This is a genomic window from Streptomyces sp. NPDC050264, from assembly GCF_040655895.1.
In the GTDB taxonomy this organism is placed as follows: Bacteria; Actinomycetota; Actinomycetes; order Streptomycetales; family Streptomycetaceae; genus Streptomyces.
In genome coordinates, this window is the sequence record NZ_JBFAKV010000003.1 from 425,116 (window position 1) to 442,898 (window position 17,783).

General features: G+C 69.1%; 19 protein-coding genes. 10 read left to right on the top strand and 9 right to left on the bottom strand.

Annotated features, from left to right (window positions below; translation table 11 throughout):
* The first annotated feature begins 13 nt into the window (after positions 1-13).
* The gene (rplI, locus tag AB0J02_RS07080; RefSeq protein WP_363192540.1) at positions 14-460 is read left to right on the top strand and encodes a 50S ribosomal protein L9; all 447 of its coding nucleotides are present in this window, start codon (positions 14-16) and stop codon (positions 458-460) included.
* 132 nt (positions 461-592) lie between these two features.
* Here rplI and AB0J02_RS07085 read toward each other — a convergent pair whose 3' ends face one another.
* Positions 593-1,930 carry an MATE family efflux transporter gene (locus AB0J02_RS07085; RefSeq protein ID WP_363192541.1) on the bottom strand — a complete coding sequence of 446 codons (1,338 nt, stop codon included), beginning with the start codon at positions 1,928-1,930 and terminating at the stop codon, positions 593-595.
* A gap of 459 nt (positions 1,931-2,389) precedes the next feature.
* On the opposite strand from AB0J02_RS07085, the gene dnaB reads away from it, so the two are divergent.
* Entirely contained in the window at positions 2,390-3,868 is a 1,479-nt protein-coding gene (dnaB, locus tag AB0J02_RS07090) for a replicative DNA helicase (RefSeq protein ID WP_363192542.1), read from the top strand.
* An 85-nt stretch (positions 3,869-3,953) separates the two neighbouring features.
* Complete coding sequence (locus AB0J02_RS07095; RefSeq protein ID WP_363192543.1) at positions 3,954-5,333, top strand: serine hydrolase domain-containing protein; 1,380 nt, start codon at positions 3,954-3,956, stop codon at positions 5,331-5,333.
* A 109-nt stretch (positions 5,334-5,442) separates the two neighbouring features.
* On the opposite strand, the gene AB0J02_RS07100 is transcribed toward AB0J02_RS07095, so the two are convergent.
* Complete coding sequence (locus AB0J02_RS07100; protein ID WP_363192544.1) at positions 5,443-5,895, bottom strand: GNAT family N-acetyltransferase; 453 nt, start codon at positions 5,893-5,895, stop codon at positions 5,443-5,445.
* A 41-nt stretch (positions 5,896-5,936) separates the two neighbouring features.
* Positions 5,937-6,395 carry a MarR family transcriptional regulator gene (locus AB0J02_RS07105; protein ID WP_363192545.1) on the bottom strand — a complete coding sequence of 153 codons (459 nt, stop codon included), beginning with the start codon at positions 6,393-6,395 and terminating at the stop codon, positions 5,937-5,939.
* Between the two features lie 141 nt (positions 6,396-6,536).
* Here AB0J02_RS07105 and AB0J02_RS07110 point away from each other — a divergent pair, with 141 nt between their 5' ends.
* Complete coding sequence (locus tag AB0J02_RS07110; protein ID WP_363192546.1) at positions 6,537-7,742, top strand: MFS transporter; 1,206 nt, start codon at positions 6,537-6,539, stop codon at positions 7,740-7,742.
* 107 nt (positions 7,743-7,849) lie between these two features.
* On the top strand, positions 7,850-8,272 hold the full coding sequence (locus tag AB0J02_RS07115; RefSeq protein ID WP_363192547.1) for a heme-binding protein: 423 nt from the start codon (positions 7,850-7,852) through the stop codon (positions 8,270-8,272).
* Positions 8,273-8,348: 76 nt separating this feature from the next.
* On the opposite strand, the gene AB0J02_RS07120 is transcribed toward AB0J02_RS07115, so the two are convergent.
* Entirely contained in the window at positions 8,349-9,215 is an 867-nt protein-coding gene (locus AB0J02_RS07120) for a GNAT family N-acetyltransferase (RefSeq protein ID WP_363192548.1), read from the bottom strand.
* A gap of 792 nt (positions 9,216-10,007) precedes the next feature.
* Between AB0J02_RS07120 and AB0J02_RS07125 the strand changes: the two genes are divergently transcribed.
* Positions 10,008-11,429, top strand: coding sequence for a globin domain-containing protein (locus tag AB0J02_RS07125; protein ID WP_363192549.1), 1,422 nt, complete (start codon positions 10,008-10,010; stop codon positions 11,427-11,429).
* Between the two features lie 21 nt (positions 11,430-11,450).
* On the opposite strand, the gene AB0J02_RS07130 is transcribed toward AB0J02_RS07125, so the two are convergent.
* From AB0J02_RS07130 to AB0J02_RS07145, 4 genes are all read right to left on the bottom strand, one after another.
* On the bottom strand, positions 11,451-11,933 hold the full coding sequence (locus AB0J02_RS07130) for an NUDIX hydrolase (protein WP_363192550.1): 483 nt from the start codon (positions 11,931-11,933) through the stop codon (positions 11,451-11,453).
* Between the two features lie 59 nt (positions 11,934-11,992).
* Entirely contained in the window at positions 11,993-12,898 is a 906-nt protein-coding gene (locus AB0J02_RS07135) for a LysR family transcriptional regulator (protein WP_363192551.1), read from the bottom strand.
* A gap of 209 nt (positions 12,899-13,107) precedes the next feature.
* On the bottom strand, positions 13,108-13,602 hold the full coding sequence (locus AB0J02_RS07140; protein WP_363192552.1) for a low molecular weight protein-tyrosine-phosphatase: 495 nt from the start codon (positions 13,600-13,602) through the stop codon (positions 13,108-13,110).
* An 8-nt stretch (positions 13,603-13,610) separates the two neighbouring features.
* Positions 13,611-13,988: a phage holin family protein gene (locus tag AB0J02_RS07145; protein ID WP_363192553.1), complete on the bottom strand. Its 378-nt coding sequence runs from the start codon at positions 13,986-13,988 to the stop codon at positions 13,611-13,613.
* A gap of 81 nt (positions 13,989-14,069) precedes the next feature.
* Between AB0J02_RS07145 and AB0J02_RS07150 the strand changes: the two genes are divergently transcribed.
* From AB0J02_RS07150 to AB0J02_RS07165, 4 genes are all read left to right on the top strand, one after another.
* Positions 14,070-14,387 (top strand): cupin domain-containing protein, encoded by a 318-nt coding sequence (locus tag AB0J02_RS07150; RefSeq protein WP_363192554.1) that lies wholly within the window; start codon positions 14,070-14,072, stop codon positions 14,385-14,387.
* Positions 14,388-14,531: 144 nt separating this feature from the next.
* Positions 14,532-14,744 (top strand): DUF5326 family protein, encoded by a 213-nt coding sequence (locus AB0J02_RS07155; protein WP_363192629.1) that lies wholly within the window; start codon positions 14,532-14,534, stop codon positions 14,742-14,744.
* A gap of 184 nt (positions 14,745-14,928) precedes the next feature.
* Positions 14,929-15,705, top strand: a complete 777-nt coding sequence (locus tag AB0J02_RS07160) for a helix-turn-helix domain-containing protein (RefSeq protein WP_363192555.1) — start codon at positions 14,929-14,931, stop codon at positions 15,703-15,705.
* Positions 15,706-15,805: 100 nt separating this feature from the next.
* The gene (locus tag AB0J02_RS07165; protein ID WP_363192556.1) at positions 15,806-16,273 is read left to right on the top strand and encodes an SsgA family sporulation/cell division regulator; all 468 of its coding nucleotides are present in this window, start codon (positions 15,806-15,808) and stop codon (positions 16,271-16,273) included.
* A 69-nt stretch (positions 16,274-16,342) separates the two neighbouring features.
* Here the strand turns inward: AB0J02_RS07165 and AB0J02_RS07170 are convergent, their stop codons facing one another.
* On the bottom strand, positions 16,343-17,716 hold the full coding sequence (locus tag AB0J02_RS07170; protein ID WP_363192557.1) for a YibE/F family protein: 1,374 nt from the start codon (positions 17,714-17,716) through the stop codon (positions 16,343-16,345).
* Between the last annotated feature and the right edge of the window lie 67 nt (positions 17,717-17,783).

Here is a 17,783-nt window from a genome sequence, read left to right on the forward strand (position 1 = left end):
GGGTGACCGAATCATGAAGATCATCCTCACCCACGAGGTCTCCGGCCTCGGTGCCGCCGGCGAGGTCGTCGACGTCAAGGACGGGTACGCCCGTAACTACCTGATCCCGCGGAACTTTGCGATCCGCTGGACCAAGGGTGGCGAGAAGGACGTCGCGCAGATCCGTCGTGCGCGCAAGATCCACGAGATCGCCACGATCGAGCAGGCCAACGAGATCAAGGCCAAGCTCGAGGGCGTGAACGTCCGTCTGGCCGTCCGCTCCGGCGACGCCGGTCGTCTCTTCGGCTCCGTCACGCCGGCCGACGTCGCTTCGGCGATCGAGGCCGCCGGCGGTCCGAAGATCGACAAGCGTCGCGTCGAGCTGGGCTCGCCGATCAAGACGCTGGGCGCCTACGAGACGTCCGTGCGTCTGCACCCCGAGGTTGCCGCCAAGGTCAACGTCGAGGTCGTCGCTGCCTGAGCCCTGCCCTGAGCAGAGCTGAAGCACATGTGGGGCCGCACCCTTTCGGGTGCGGCCCCACACGCTTGGGACCGTGGTCCGTCAGCTCGCCGTTTCACGGTGTGCGGTTTCACGTGAAACGGTGCCCTCTGTTCACCGCGTCGCGCCGGTGACAGCCCAGCGGCCGGAGCGATAGCGCAGCCAGAGCGTCACCATGCGGACCGCCATCATCAGTGTCATCGCTCCCCACACGGCGGTGAGCCCGCCGCCGAGGGCCGGTACCAGCAGGGCCACAGGAGTGAAGACCGCCAGGGTGATCAGCATGGCCCAGGCCAGGTACGGCCCGTCACCGGCGCCCATGAGGACGCCGTCGAGCACGAATACGATGCCGCAGATGGGCTGGGACAGTGCCACCACGATCAATGCGGGCAGGGCAGCGTCCTGGACAACCTGATCGCTCGTGAACAGCGGAACGAACAGGGGGCGTGCCACGACGACCAGCACGCCGAGAACCACACCTGCGGCGATGCCCCACTGCACCATGCGGCGACAGACATCGCGTGCGCCGGCGGCGTCGTCGGCGCCGAGATGACGACCGATGATGGCTTGACCGGCGATGGCGATGGCGTCGAGCGCGAAAGCGAGCAGGCTCCACAGGGACAGGATGATCTGGTGTGCTGCCACGTCCGCGTCGCCGAGCCGGGCCGCGACCGCCGTGGCGATCATCAGGATCGCGCGCAGCGACAACGTACGGACGAGCAGAGGCGCGCCGGTCTGGGCGCAGGCCCGGATGCCCGCAGCATCGGGACGCAGCGACGCGCCATGGCGTCGGGCACCCCGGACGACCACGATCAGGTAGACCGCGGCCATGCCCAGCTGAGCGATGACGGTGCCCCAGGCGGAGCCGGCGATGCCGAGGTCGGCGCCGTAGACGAGCCCGACGTTGAGTGCGGCGTTGGCGACGAAGCCGGCGACGGCCACGTACAACGGGGTCTTCGTGTTCTGCAGGCCGCGCAGGACGCCGGTGGCGGCCAGGACCACGAGCATGGCGGGGATGCCGAGCGCTGAGATACGGAGATATGTGACCGCGTAGGGCGTGGCCGTGTCGGAGGCGCCGAAGAGGCCGATCAGGGCCGGGGCCGTGGGCAGGACGATCGCGATGACAGCGGCGCCCAGGAGCAGGGCGAGCCAGATGCCGTCCATCCCCTGTTGGATCGCTGCCCGCAGATCGCCCGAGCCGACGCGGCGGGCGACGGCGGCCGTGGTCGCGTAGGCGAGGAAGACGAAGACGCTGACCGCGGTCGTGAGGAGGGCGGAGGCGACGGCGAGTCCCGCCAGTTGGGACGTGCCGAGATGGCCGACGATCGCGCTGTCGGCCATGAGGAAGAGGGGCTCAGCGACGAGCGCGCCGAAGGCGGGGACGGCGAGGGCGACGATCTCTCGGTCGTGCCGACGGCGGGCGACCTTGGGTGTCGCGGGAGCCTGTGTCATGAGCACCAATCTAATCTTCCACAGGTAAGAGATGCAACGGCATCGAGACCCTTACTTGTGAAGGGCTTGCGCGTGTCGTGAGGCTGGGTTTCCAGAGATCTTGGGCCGACTGGGGAAGTTTTTCTTCTGCACAGCCAGTGGATGGGGTTTTCGCAGGTCAGAGGCTGTGTATGCAAATGCCTGAGGGCTTGTTCACAGCACTGTCCACCGGGTCGTACACAGCTTTTCCTCAGTTACCCACAGCTTGGGGCCCGTCATCCACACCGCCTGTGGATAACCAGATTGGCTGACGGTGCCGACAGGCCTACCGTGGGGCGGCGCCCACCGTCTCATCCGGCCTCGGAAACCTCACGAAACCGACGCGTCAGAAGCGGAAACGGGCCCCTTATTTGTCAGTGTCGTGCCGTAGGAATGAGTGGCACGGCGAGGTCCGCTCGGCGGACGGGAGGAGGTGGCCCGGTGAGTATTTCCGAGCCCTTGGACGACCCCTGGGCCGACAGCGGTCCCAGCGACCGTCTGCCCCCCTCCCGGCAGAGCCGAAACGGTGGCCGCGGCCAGGGGGACCAGCACGAGCGAGGCCGGGAAGGCGGCGCCTGGGACGACGGCCCGGCCACCTTCGAGCGTGTACCGCCCCAGGACTTGGACGCCGAACAGTCCGTCCTCGGTGGCATGCTCCTGTCGAAGGACGCGATCGCCGACGTCGTCGAGGTCCTCAAGGGTGCCGACTTCTACAAGCCGGCCCACGAAACGATCTTTCAGGCGATCCTCGACATCTACGCCAAGGGTGAGCCGGCCGACCCGATCACCATCGCCGCGGAGCTGACCAAGCGCGGCGAGATCAACAAGGTCGGCGGCGCATCGTATCTGCACACCCTCGTCCAGACCGTCCCGACCGCGGCGAACGCGGAGTACTACGCGGAGATCGTCCACGAGCGCGCTGTGCTGCGGCGTCTCGTCGAGGCGGGCACACGGATCACGCAGATGGGATACGCGGCCGACGACGACGTCGACGAGATCGTCAACAGAGCGCAGGCCGAGATCTATGCGGTAACCGAGCAGCGCACCAGCGAGGACTACCTCCCGCTCGGCGACATCATGGAGGGCGCGCTCGACGAGATCGAGGCGATCGGCTCGCGCAGCGGCGAGATGACCGGGGTGCCGACCGGCTTCACGGACTTCGACTCCCTGACCAACGGTCTGCACCCGGGCCAGATGATCGTCATCGCGGCCCGTCCCGCCATGGGCAAGTCGACGCTCGCGCTGGACTTCGCGCGCGCGGCGTCCATCAAGCACAACCTGCCCAGCGTCATCTTCTCTCTCGAAATGGGGCGCAACGAGATCGCGATGCGTCTGCTGTCGGCGGAGGCGCGGGTGGCTCTGCACCACATGCGCTCCGGAACGATGACGGACGAGGACTGGACGCGGCTCGCGCGCCGGATGCCCGAGGTCTCGGCCGCGCCGCTCTACATCGACGACTCCCCGAACCTGTCGATGATGGAGATCCGCGCGAAGTGCCGTCGGCTGAAGCAGCGCAACGACATCAAACTCGTGATCATCGACTATCTGCAGCTGATGCAGGCCGGCGGATCGAAGCGGTCCGAGAGCCGTCAGCAGGAAGTTTCGGACATGTCCCGAAACCTCAAGCTGCTGGCCAAGGAGCTGGAGGTCCCGGTGATCGCGCTCTCCCAGCTGAACCGTGGTCCCGAGCAGCGCACGGACAAGAAGCCGATGGTGTCCGACCTGCGTGAGTCCGGTTCCATCGAGCAGGACGCCGACATGGTCATCCTGCTCCACCGTGAGGACGCGTACGAGAAGGAGTCACCGCGCGCGGGCGAGGCCGACATCATCGTCGGCAAGCACCGTAACGGTCCGACGGCCACGATCACGGTCGCCTTCCAGGGTCACTACTCGCGGTTCGTGGACATGGCGCAGACCTGATCAGGCCGCGTCGTGGAACCGGGGCCTGATCAGCCTCCGGTGAAATCGGCTCGACGCGGGTCAACAGCCGGGGTGGACTGGGCACATGACGACACCCCCAGAGCTATTGCCCGCCACACGCCGCGCTCTCCAGTACCGCATCGCCGTCGCACAGAGCGAGGGGCGTGCGCCGTCTCTCGTCGCCGCGGTCGCCCGGGACGGGAAGCTCGTATGGACGGGGTCACGCACCTCGGTGGACGGGCACGGGCCGGATGAGAACGTGCAGTACCGGATCGGTTCGATCACGAAGACCTTCACCGCCGTGCTCGTGCTGCGGTTGCGCGACGAGGGGCTGCTCGGCCTGGGTGACCCGTTGGAGAAGTATCTGCCCGGAACGGGGGCGGGAGAGGTCACCATCGCCGAACTCCTCGCGCACACCGGTGGGTTGGCGGCTGAGACGCCGGGAGAGTGGTGGGAGCGTTCGCCCGCCACGCTCCGTCCGACTCTCGCTGACGTCCTCGGAGAACAGCCTTTCCGGCATCCGGTCGGACGCCGCCATCACTACTCCAACCCCGGTTATACGCTGCTGGGCTCGCTGGTCGAGACGGTGCGTGGTGTCACCTGGGAGGAGGCCCTGCGCGGCGAGATCCTCGAGCCGCTCGGCCTGAGCCGTACCAGCGTCCAGCCGCAGGCGCCGCACGCCGGGGGCTGGGCCGTGCATCCGTACGCCGATGTGCTGCTGCCGGAGCCCAGCGAGGATCTCGGTCTGATGGCGCCTGCCGGCCAACTGTGGTCCACCACCCGGGATCTGGCGGTTTTCGCGGCCTTCTTGGTCGTGGGTGACGACCGCGTGCTGAGTGCGGAATCCGTACGGGAGATGCGGACACCGGCGGCGCCGACCCTGCCGGGCGACTGGGAGGAGTCGTACGGGCTCGGGATGCAGGTGCTGCGGAGGGACGGGCGGACGCTGGCGGGGCACACCGGTTCGCTGCCCGGGTTCGTCGCGGGGCTGTGGCTGAGTGAGGAGGACGGACTCGTGGCCGTCACGCTGGTCAACTGCACCTCAGGGGTGCCCGCCGCCACGGTGGCGGCCGACCTCCTGAAGATCGTCGCCGAGACGGAGCCCAGGACCCCCGCGCCCTGGCGGCCCTTGCCCGAAGTCGACCCAGCGGTCCTGGAGTTGGCGGGGCCCTGGTATTGGGGAACGCAGATCGTGGCCCTGCGGCTGGCGGCCGATGCGGGGGTGGAGCTGGGCCCGGTGGCCGGCGGGGGGCGGCGCTCCCGGTTCCGGCCGAACGGGGACGGCACGTGGACCGGCCTCGACGGCTACTACGCGGGGGAGGTGCTCCAGGCGGTACGGCGGCAGGACGGTTCCGTGAGCCATCTGGACCTCGGGTCCTTCGTCTTCACGCGGGAGCCGTACGGCGCGGATGCTCCGGTGCCGGGCGGGGTGGACCCGGAAGGGTGGCGGGGATTGCCGCAGTAGTCGGGGCCCGGCAGTGAGGGCGTTTCACGTGAAACAGCACGCTGCGGGTGTTTCACGTGAAACGGGCCCATGGCGCGCGGGTTGCGCCCTCCGTGCGTGACCCGGCCCGTCACAGCTGCAGTTTGAACCCCACATGCGATGCCACGAAGCCGAGCCGTTCGTAGAAGCGGTGAGCGTCGGTGCGGGTCGCGTCGGATGTCAGCTGCACCAACTGGCAGCCCTGACGCCCGGATTCCAGGACGGCCCACTCGATGAGCCGTGTCCCCAGGCCGCTGCCCCGCTCGTCGGTGTGGACGCGCACGCCCTCGATGATCGCGCGGGTGGATCCCTTCCGGGAGAGGCCCGGGATGACGGTGAGCTGAAGGGTGCCGATGACGCGGTCCTCGCGTGCGGCGACGACAAGGTGCTGGTTCGGGTCGGCGGACAGCCGGGCGAGGGCAGCGAGATACGGCGTGAGGTCCTCCGGCGACTCGCGCTGAGCACCCAGTGGATCGTCGGCCAGCATCGCGACGATCGCCGGGACGTCCTCGGCCACGGCCGGTCTGATCTCAAGATCTCCCATGGCCGCAGCCTAGACGGGACGTCCTGGGCCGACGTCTCGGGTCACGCGGGAACCCGTAGCCCCTCGACGGCCCGGACGAGAGGCGCGAGCTCGGGGTTCTCGGCCGCGGCGTCCAAGGCTTCGCGCAGGGCCGTCTCGTTCGTGGGGCGGGCTGCCGCGAGGAGTTCGAGGCCCGTCTCGGAGACGTTCGTGTAGATGCCGCGCCGGTCAGTGGGGCACAGGTAGCGCAGGAGCAGGCCGCGGTCCTCGAGGCGGGTCACCAGGCGGGTGGTGGCGCTCTGGCTGAGGACGACGGCGTCGGCGACCTGCTTCATCTGCAGATGGCCTCCCTCGCCGTCGTGCTGTCGGCTGAGGACGTCCAGCAGCGAGTACTCGCGCACGCTGAGGTCGTGCTCGGCCTGCAGGGCGCGCTCGATGTGGGCCTCGATCCTCCCGTGGAGCAGGGAGAGGGCGCACCAGCCCTGAGAGAGGGCGGTGAGTGCGGGGTCTGTCGCGGTCATGGCTTGTGAATCCTCCGTCCCGGAGCGTCTGGACACCAGGATAGTCGATGAGCGAAATTGCCCGCGCTTGCAATTAGCCAGCGTCTGCAATTATTGTGAGGTCTCGTAAAGCGCACCCGCAACAGTCTGGAAGGTGACCCCATGCCTCTCGCGCTTCTCGCCCTCGCGATCGGGGCCTTCGGGATCGGAACCACCGAATTCGTGATCATGGGACTGCTCCCAGAGGTCGCGGGTGACTTCGGCGTCTCCATCCCCACGGCCGGATTCCTGGTGACCGGATACGCCCTCGGCGTCATGTTCGGCGCCCCGCTCATGACCGTCCTGGGCACCCGCATCTCCCGCAAGCGCATGCTGATGCTGCTGATGGGCCTCTTCATCGTCGGCAATCTGCTCTCCGCCGTCGCGCCCGTCTTCGCCGTGATGCTGATCGGCCGTGTGGTCGCCTCGCTCGCTCACGGCGCCTTCTTCGGCATCGGCTCGGTCGTCGCGGCCGAGCTGGTCGCCCCGCAGAAGAAGGCCGGAGCGATCGCCATGATGTTCACCGGCCTGACCGTGGCCAACGTCGTCGGCGTCCCGCTCGGCACCCTCGTCGGCCAGTCCGTCGGCTGGCGCGTCACGTTCACGATCGTGGCCGCGCTCGGTGTCATCGGACTCGTCGGCATCGCCAAGCTCGTACCGGACCTGCCCAAGCCCGAGGGCGTGCACCTGCGCCATGAGCTGGCCGCGTTCAAGAACGTGCAGGTCCTGCTCGCCATGGCGATGACCGTGCTCGGCTTCGGCGGTGTCTTCGCGGCCATCACCTACATCGCGCCGATGATGACGCACGTCGCCGGTTTCGCCGACGGCTCGGTGACCTGGCTGCTGGTCCTCTTCGGACTCGGGATGGTCGGGGGCAACCTCGTCGGCGGCAGGTTCGCCGACCGCGCCCTGATGCCCATGCTCTACGTCTCCCTGGGCGCCCTGGCCCTCGTGCTCGGCCTGTTCACGGTCACCGCACACCACAAGATCCTGGCCGCGATCACCATCGCGCTGATCGGCGCGCTCGGTTTCGCGACCGTACCGCCGCTGCAGAAGAGGGTCCTCGACCAGGCCTCCGGCGCGCCCACGCTCGCCTCGGCCGTCAACATCGGTGCCTTCAACCTCGGCAACGCCCTCTCCGCCTGGCTCGGCGGCATGGTGATCTCCGCGGGCCTCGGTTACACCGCCCCGAACTGGGTCGGCGCGGTGCTCGCCGGGAGTGCCCTCGTCCTGGCCGTCGTCTCGGCCACGCTGGAGCGCCGCGCTCCCGCGCCGAGCCCGGTCGTCGCCGGTGCCGAGCAGCGGCACGCCGAGCCGGCCCACCACTGACCTGATCCCGCGCCCCGGCGGGGACGACGCAGTCCCCGCCCGTCGTCCCCTCGGCGAGAGACCCTCACCCAGCTCGACAAGCACCACCCCGCAAGGAGCACCCCCGCATGAGCACCAGCACCGCCGTCGCCCCGCTGACCACCCAGGACGCCGAGACCCTCGTCTCCGCCGCCCGGCAGGCGGCAGAAGCGGCCCAAGTCACCGTCAGCGTCACCGTCCTCGACGCCGGCGGCCACCTCCTGGCCTTCCGGCGTGACGACCGCGCCGTCCTCATCTCCGGCGAGACCAGCACCCGCAAGGCGTACACCGCCCTGCAGCTGAACGCGCCGACCGCCGACCTCGTCGACCTGGTCAAGCCCGACGGCCCCTTCCACAGCCTGCCCACTGCCCTCGACCGGCCCCTGCTGTTCATCGCGGGCGGGCTGCCGGTCCACCGCGACGGTCGCCTCATCGGTGCCGTCGGGGTCGGCGGCGGCGCGCCCGAGCAGGACCACGGCTTCGCCTCGACGGCCGTGGAGGCGCTCGCGTAACAAGCGTCACCCCATAAGGGCCCGCCCCGAGCGACCGCGTCTCAGCGGGCACGTGGGGGCGGGCCCGCCGCGTTCCTCAGCCGGCCGCGACCGTCAGCGGGGCGAAGCGGCGGGTCCAGTCACCGGGCAGGTCCGATGCGCCGTAGTTCATCACCGCGTTCAGAGAGATGCCCTGCAGGCCGCGGTCCTTGAGCCAGGACAACAGCTCCTCGTGGCGTACGTCGATGTCGGTCCGCAGCGGCCGGTCCGTGCCCGCAGCGAGGGAGGCGACAAGGGACTTCGCTGTGTCCGTGTCGCGGGCGATCAGCGGGCCGACGACATGGGTGTCCATATTGGGCCAGGCGGCGGCGTAGCCGATGAGTCCACCGCGGTCCTCGGCGACGCGCAACTGGTCCGCGAAGGCCGGAAGCCGTGCGATGACGTGTGTGCGGTCGGGGCCGAACACATCGACGTCCAGACGCAGGATCGCCGGCAGATCCTCAGCGGTGGCCGGGCGCGTGGCCACGGCGGGCGCCGGGCCACCGGCGATGAAGCGGCCACGCACCATCTCGGCCTGTCCGGTCACCTTGAAGCCGAGCTCCTCGTAGAGCGGCCGCCCGTACGGCGTCGCGTGCAGGGTCAGTGGAGTCGTGCCCGCCCGCTCGACGGCGTACCGCATCATGCGTCGGCCCACTCCCCGGCGCGCGTGCCGTTCGGCGACCAGGACCATGCCGATCGCGCCGAGTTCGGGCTGCTCTCTGGGCCCGTACTCGGTCACCACGAAAGCGGTGACGAGTCCGCCGTCGGGGTCGTCGATGCCGTAGCCGGTTCCGGCGGCGAGCAGCAGGCCCCATTTGTGTTCCTCGCGGGGCCAGCCCCGGTTCTCGGAGAGGTCGGCGCACGCGCGTACGTCGCGCGGGGTGAGACGGCGGATGGGCAGATCGGAGAGGGAAGGTGTCGACACGCAGGTCAGGCTGTCGGACGGAGCACCGTGACGTCCACCGCTTTGCGAGCAGTGGCCCGATACTTTCGAACGCCTTCGTGGCAGAGCCCGGCGCGGTGGCCGACGGAGCGGCGTTGAAGTTTCACGTGAAACACGGCGCCGGGAGGGCGGGGCCGTCCGTCAGAGCGTCTGACGTCAGGTGTACCCCCGGATACCGGCCACTGCGTTCAAGGGCGAGACCGAGGTTGTATCTCTTCGACCTCTCTTGACCTGGATCGGTCGTTCCTGTCCGGACGGTCTGCGGTGTCGTGGCGGCGCTTCCCGGCCGAGCTTGTATCGGTCGCGATCAATGCGAGCCGATGGCACGAATTGGGACGGCGTGGCCGGTAATTGAGGAATTACCGCGAGTCCGGGGACCGCTTAATCGGCGGTTAAGGCGGGAGGTGCTTGTGCCCCTCGCGGCTGCCGGTATGGTCGACCCGGTTCGCTCTCGGTGCCTTGAGGAGGCTGAGCGGTACGGGGAGGCGCGCGCAGGCCGTCGCAGCCTAACCGGACGGAGAGATCGAAGACCCGCGCTTTCCTCTTTGTGTTCCGGGCAATGGAACCTGAGGGCACGCTGTGGTGAGCGGACTGCGGCCAATGTCACATTCTTGCCTTACTCGTCCGTAGCGGCCTGGAATGCGGGGTTGAATGTGTGCCGCATTGGATGTCGCGGCAAACGGGGAGAAAGCGCTCAGCTTCCGACCAGTGGGAGACCCTGGCAGAGCACGGAAGTACGTAGACCGACCAGAGATGTTCGAGGCGAGGCACAGTATGGACGCTCCGACCACTACGTCGGCCGATTCCGGTTCGGGCGGGGGCGGTTGGTTCACGCCGCGCACCACCCCGGCGCCGCACCTGACCCCCGCCGGCCCCGACCGGGAGTCCGGCGACGGCCGTCGGGTATCCGCGATACGTCCCGTCGGCCGCCCCACGACGGCTCCGCCCGAGTCGGACGAGGGCCGAATACCCCAGCCACGCAAGGGCCGTGAGCCGGAGGCGCCCCAGAAGCCCTCCGCACCGCCGCAGGCCCGGCCGGCGGCTGCGGGAGGACCCGAGCCGCGCCCCGCCCCTGCGAATGCCTCGCCCGACGCGATCCTCGTGCGCCGCACGATGGACGAGATCGGAACCATCGCCGACAAGGTCACCTCGTACTTCTACGCGCTGCTCTTCGTCCGTCACCCGGAACTGCGCCCGCTCTTCCCCGCCGCGATGGACACCCAGCGCGACCGGCTCCTCAAGGCGCTGCTGACCGCCGCGGAGCATGTCGACAACAAGCTCGTCCTGGTTCCGTACCTGAAGAACCTGGGCCGCGGCCACCGCAAGTACGGCACGCAGCCCGAGCACTACCCGGCCGTGGGCGAAGCCCTCATCGCGGCGCTCACCAGGTATGCCACGGCCACCTGGGACGCCGAGACCGAAGCAGCCTGGGTCCGCACGTACACGACGATCTCCCAGGTCATGATCGACGCGGCGGCCGAGGACGAAATGAAGGCCCCCGCCTGGTGGCTTGCGGAGGTCGTCGCGCATGATCTGCGCACGCCCGACGTCGCGGTCGTCACCGTCCGGCCCGACCAGCCGTATCCCTTTCTGGCCGGTCAGTACACGACGCTCGAGACGCCATGGTGGCCGCGCGTCTGGCGGCACTACTCGTTCGCGGCGGCGCCCCGCTCCGACGGGCTGCTGTCGTTCCACGTGAAGGCGGTCCCGGCCGGCTGGGTCTCCAACGCCCTGGTGCACCGCGCCCGGCCCGGCGACGTGCTGCGGCTCGGCCCGCCCGCCGGCTCCATGACGGTCGACCACAGCACCGACAGCGGTCTGCTCTGCCTGGGCGGCGGCACCGGCATCGCGCCCATCAAGGCGCTCGTCGAGGACGTCGCGGAACACGGGCAGCGGCGGCCGGTCGAGGTGTTCTACGGCGCCCGCACCGACCACGACCTGTACGACATCGACACGATGCTGCGGCTCCAGCAGAGCCACCCCTGGCTCTCGGTCCGCCCGATCGTCGACCAGCAGGCCCACCTGCAACTTCCGGACGCCGTGCGGGAGTACGGCCCATGGAACGAGTACGACGCCTATCTGTCCGGGCCGCCCGGCATGATCCGCAACGGTGTCGACGCCCTGCGTGACATCGGTATCCCGGTGAGCCGCATCCGCCACGACTCGGTGGAGGAACTGGTCACCGCCGCGGACTGAACCCCGTACCAGGGTTGAGGTTCAGCCCAGATCGGGCGCGTGCATCGCCCGTACCCCCTCGATGTTGCCGTCGAGATAGTGGCGCAGGGACAGCGGCACCAAGTGGACCGAGGCGATGCCCACGCGCGTGAACGGCACGCGGACGACCTCGTACTCGCCGCACGGCTCCTCGATCTCGGGGCCGTGCCGCAGGTCAAGATCCATCGACTCCAGTCTGCAGACGAAGAAGTGCTGGACCTTCACGCCGGTCGCGCCGCCGTCCTCGCCGATGTGCTCGACGGTGTCCACGAAGCAGGGCACCACATCGGTGATCTTGGCGCCGAGTTCCTCGTGCACCTCGCGGTGCAGGGCGTCCACGACAGTCGTGTCCTCCGGCTCGACGCCGCCACCGGGGGTCAGCCAGTACGGATCGATGCCGGGCTTGGTCCTTTTGATCAGGATCAGGTCGTCGCCGTCGAGCAGGACGGCGCGTGCGGTGCGCTTGACCACGGGTCGGACGGTCATGGGAGGAATGTGGCCCGGCCGGTTCCACGTGAAACATTCCGCACCGGGTAAGTCCCCGCTCACGACCAGTCGACAGCAGCGCGCAGCAGCCACTCATGCGCCCGCGCGATGTGCGGCAGGACGAGTGTGCCGGTGCGAACGACGAGGAAGTACGTGCGCAGCGGCGGCACCGGCGGGTCGAGCAGGGCCACGACCTCGCCGCGCTCCAGAGCGGACGCGCACAGATACCGCGGCAGGACGGCGAGGCCCGCCCCCGTGACCACGCAGGCCAGCACCGCGCGTAGATCCGGAACGATGACCGTGCCGGAGACGGCGGGGCGGGAGTCGAAGACGGAGGACCAGTAGCGCGAGACGAGCGGCAGCGATTCATGGACTTCGACCACCGGAAACTTCTCGAGGGCGGGCGCCGCGTCCCGGTGCAGCTTGCCGGAGCCGATCCGGGCGGCCCAGCGAGGGGCGGCGACCAGCACGTGCTCCTCGTCGCAGAGCGGAGTCGCGGTGAGCAGGGCACCGCGCGGACGGGCCGTCGCGATGGCCAGATCATGATGTCCGGCGGCGAGCCCCTCCAAGGACTCCTCGGCCGTGCCGAAGGAGGCGCGTAAGGCGATGCTCTGATCGTCGTTCCTGGTCAGTGCCGTGAGGGCCGGCAGGGCTCGCTCCGCGGTGAACTCCGGGGGCCCTGCCAGATGCAGGGTGCGGACGGCCGACTCCTCGTCGAGCCCGGCCTCGGTGATCTCCACCAGGGCGTCGAGATGCGGGGCTGCCTTGTGCGCCAGTTCGTCGCCGATGGTCGTGGGCGTCACGCCGCGCGCCTGGCGCAGGAAGAGCGGGCGGCCCAACTGACGCTCCAGGGCACGGATCTGGGAGGTCACCGCCGGCTGTGAGAGTCCGAGCAGTGCGGCGGCGCGGGTGAACGACCCGGCGCGATGAACCGTCACAAAGGTGCGCAGTAAGGCGAGGTCCATGCGACGCCCCTCCCTTCCTGCCTCGGGTCGCGGGCAACTATAAATATGTCGATAGGCCTCTGTCGCTACGGTGATTGGACACTGACACAGAGTCAACTAGCCTTGTTTGCGCGGTTCTTCGCGCGCAGAACCGGGACGGTCCGAGCCACGAGGGGGGAGGCTCGGGCCGTTCGTTGTGCGTAGCCCGGTACTAGTCAGGGCGGTACCGGTCAGGCCGCCCGCCCCTCCACCGCGTCGCGCACGGCGTCGAGCAGGCCGTCGCTCGCCGCCTCGACCATCCGCAGACACTCCTCGAAGCCGTCCATGCCGCCGTAGTACGGGTCGGGGACGTCCTGGTCGGCTCCGTCGGCCGCGGGGTCGTAGGAACGCAGCAGGCGCACCTTCTCCGCGTCCTGCGGCGTCGGGGCCAGCCGGCGCAGGGTGCGCAGATGACCCGCGTCGAGCGCGAGGACCAGATCGAGGCGGTCGAACCAGCCGGGGTCGAACTGGCGGGCCGTGTGAGCGAAGGCGTAACCACCCTGCCGGAGGACGTCGGCGGTGCGCGGATCGGCGCCGTCGCCCACGTGCCAGCCGTCGGTTCCGGCGCTGTCGGTCTCGACGGCGCCGGACAGGCCGGCCTCCTCGACGCGGGCGCGGAACACCTGCTCGGCCATGGGTGAGCGGCAGATGTTGCCGGTGCAGACGAAGCAGACGCGGAAGGTCATGACGGGGCTCAGTCCTTGTCGGGAAGGACGACGTTCAGCGCCCAGGAGACGATCGAGATGATCAGGCCGCCGAGGACGGCGGTCCAGAACCCGTCGACGTGGAAGCTCAGGTCCAGCTTGTCGGCCAGCCAGGAGGTGAGCAGCAGCATCAGGGCGTTCACGATCAGCGTGATCAGGCCGAGGGTGAGGATGAAGAGCGGGAAGGTGAGGACCTTCACGACCGGCTTCACAAGGAAGTTGACCAGGCCGAAGATGAGCGCCACCAGGATCAGCGTGCCGACCTTCTTGCCGGTGCTGTCCCCGGTCAGCGTGATCTTGTCGATCAGCCAGACCGCGACGGCCAGGGCCCCTGCGTTGGCGATCGTCTTGACTAGGAAATTCATCATGTGTCTGATCGTGGCAGACGACACCGGTGACAATGTCGATGTCAGGTGTGGACAGCGTGGACAGCGAGGGTTTCGAGGGCGATGAAGGCATTCCGGCTGGACGAACTGGAGGCGGAGCGCGCCGCCAACGACGGCGCGTATCTGCAGTTCCTGCGTGAGCGGAACATGTCGGTCGGGCTGTACGCGCTGAACGCGGGGGAGCACGACCCGCAGCAGCCGCACCACCAGGACGAGGTCTATCTCGTGGTCAGCGGTCGCGCCTCGATCACCGTCGGCATGGAGACCACGCAGGTCGGCCGCGGCAGCGTGGTCTACGTACCGGCCGGTGTCGCCCACAAGTTCCACCACATCAGCGAGGACCTGCGGGTCATGGTCGTCTTCTCTCCCCCCGAGAGCTGACCCCGGACCCCGGGATTCCCTAAGGGTCGGGTCAGGGGAGGACAAGGGGCCGCGCGGCCCCGTCCGGGTCCCCGGCGTGTCAGCATCGAGTGCAGGAAGTCAGAAGAGTCCCGACGCGGGCCTCGGAGCGAAGGAGCGATGGCAGTGCGAGAAATATTCGCGGGCATGCCGTGGTGGGTGAAGTGGGTCGCGGTGCCGGTCATCGCCCTGGTCGTGTTCGGCGGGCTGATCGCCAGCGTCGTCGGATTCGTGATCGGTCTGCTCTTCAAGGTGCTGGTGTTCGCCGCGCTGGTGGGTGGACTCATCTACATCGTGCGGAAGTTCATGGCGGGCTCGTCCTCGCGCAGCGACTGGTGAGCCGCGGTGGGGTCGCCGGCGGGGGCTCCGGTGGTTGTGCGCCGCGACCGTTCGCACGACCGGGGGAAGTTTCCGGTCAGGGCCCGCGCCGAGCGGTGGCCAAGGGTTAAAGTCCGGATTCCGACGGCTTCACCCCCGTAAGCCCCGGGGACGCGGGGGGAACCACGCGTACCGGGAGTGAACCTTGGCCACGGCTGACCCCGCACCCGCAGCCCCGCAGACGCTCATCGGCTCCGTCCAGCGAGCCATGCGGCTGCTCGAGGCGGTCGCCACGCACGACGAGGGGGCTCCCGCCAAGCAACTCGCCCGGGAGGCCGGAGTCGCCCTCCCCACGGCGTATCACCTGCTGCGCACGCTCGCCCACGAGGGCTATCTCCGCAAGGAGAAGGGCGTCTTCATGTTCGGGGACGCGGCCGAGCGGTTGAGCAGCAGCGGAGCGCAGCAGAATCGTCGCGGCATGATCACCGACGCGCTGCGACACTGGCGGGACACCATCGGTGTTCCCGTCTACTTCGCGATCTACCGTGACGGCGAGATCGAGATCGTCGCCATCGCCGACACTCCGGCCAGTCCGGCCGTCGAGGAATGGGCGGATTTCCGCGAGACCGGCCACGCCCACGCGATCGGCCAGTGCCTCCTCTCCCAGCTGGGCGAAGAGGCGCGCAGGGATCATCTCGACCGCTATCCGGCCCGGTCCATCACCCCGTACTCGGTGCGTGACGACCGGACCCTGCTGCGCAAGCTGCGAACGGTCGGGCGGATGGAGCCCGTCATCGAGCGTCAGGAGTACGCGCTCGGCACGGTCTGCGCCGCGTTCCCGCTCACCATCGGTTCGGCCGCGGCGGCTCTGGCCATTTCTCTCCCTTCCCACCAGGCCGGGAAACTGCTGCCCGCGGTACGTCAACTTCAGGACGAGATCGGAAGCCTGGTAGGGACACTCGCCTTCTCTATCAGCATCTGAAAACTCACTCCTTGTGATCCTCCGTGTACGTTGAGCAAGATGCCAGCAGTGTCGGGAAGGTCGTTCCTGGCCAATCGACGGCAAGTTGACGGGGTAGGCGATGCGCGAGTCGGTACAAGCAGTTCAGGCAGAAATCATGATGAGCTTCCTCGTCTCCGAGGAGCTCTCGTTCCGCATCCCGGTGGAGCTCCGGTACGAGTCCGCGGATCCGTACGCGGTGCGGCTCACCTTCCATCTCCCCGGGGACGCGCCGGTGACCTGGGCGTTCGGCCGGGAGCTCCTCGTCGACGGGGTCAACGGCGCCACGGGTGACGGTGATGTGCGGATCTCCCCCGTCGAGCTCGCGGACGGTGGCGGGGCCGGTGAAATGCCGGGCGAGGTGCACATCCGGCTCCAGGTGGGCAGCGATCAGGCGCTGTTCCGGGCCGGGGTGGCGCCCCTCATCGCGTTCCTCGACCGCACGGACAAGCTCGTACCGCTCGGCCAGGAGCAGGCACTGGCCGACTACGAGGCCGAACTCGACGAGGCACTCGACCGGATCCTCGGCGAGGAGCAGAACGCCGGCTGACCGCCGGGCGGGCAGGGCAGTTGACGTAACGCTTCAGCAGCGCGGTGCACCCGAGCCGTTCCGCGCCGCTCAGCGTTTGCGTCGCCGCCCCCTGCCGCCACGCCCAGGCGCGGCCTGCGCGGGCTCGTGGGAGCCCGTCCGGTCCGCGGAGACCACCAGCGCGGCGAGAGCGGTGGTCACCGGCACCGAGGCCACCAGGCCGATCGAGCCGACCAGTGTGCGCACGATCTCCTCGGCCACCAACTCGCTGTTGGCCACGTCGGTCACGCTGCTCTGCGCGATCGAGAAGAGCAGCAGCAGGGGCAGCGCCGCGCCCGCGTACGCGAGCACCAGGGTGTTGACGACGGACGCGATGTGGTCGCGGCCGATCCGGATGCCCGCCCGGTACAGACCGCGCCAGCCCATCGTCGGATTGGCCGCGTGCAGCTCCCACACGGCCGACGTCTGCGTCACCGTCACGTCGTCCAGGACGCCGAGCGAGCCGATGATGACACCGGCGAGCAGCAGGCCGCTCATGTCGATGTGCGGGTACAGGCCGTGGATCAGCCCGGTGTTGTCGTCCGTGTTGCCGGTCAGTGCCGCCCAGCCGATGAACAGTGAGCCCAACAGGCCGATCAGCAGCAGCGATACGAGGGTGCCGAGCACGGCGACCGAGGTCCGGGCCGACAGGCCGTGACACATGTAGAGCGCGATCAGCATGATCGCGCTGGCTCCGACGACCGCCACCACCAAAGGGTTGGAGCCTTGCAGGATCGCCGGGAGGATGAAGAACGTCAGCACCATGAAGCTGACCGCGAGCGCGACCAGCGCCATGACGCCCCGCAGACGGCCGACCACGACCACGGCCACGGCGAAGATCCCGGCGAGCAGCGCCATGGGGAACTTCCGGTTCGCATCGGTGACCGAGTACTGCAGGTTCTCCGGGGCGTCGGGCGCGTAGGCGACGATCACCTGCTGGCCCTCGCGCAACTGCCGTGGCGAGTCCGGCTGGACGACCTCCTTGAACGTACGGCCCTTGTCCTTGCCGGTGTCGACCCGGATCGTCGCGTTCTCGCAGGTGCCGGTGGCCTGTTGCTGGGCGGAGGAGCCCTCGGCCGTGGAGGTGTCGCCGGTCGGGGTGTCACCCGAGGCGTTCACGGACTTGCAGTCGACCTTCTCGACCCGGGTGACCGTGGCCTGCTGGGTCTGACGGTCGAAGCCGACACCGGTGCGTTCGTGCGCGGGTGCGCCTCCGGGCCACAGCACCGCGAGACCGACGACGACCGCGACGGAGAACGGCACCAGGATCGCCGCGATGACCTTGCGCAGATGCTGGGAGACGGGCGCGGCGGGGCCGTGGTTGTGGGAATGGCCGTGTCCGTGGTCGCCGCTCCCTGCGCCCGACCGGCCCGGTCCGTGCGGTGGCTGGGGCGGCGGAGGCGGAGGCTGCTGCGTCGTGGTCACCGCCCGATCATCGCAAGAACGGCAGGGGCCCTCTGTTCAACGCGTCCGAAGGGACGCTAGCGTGGAG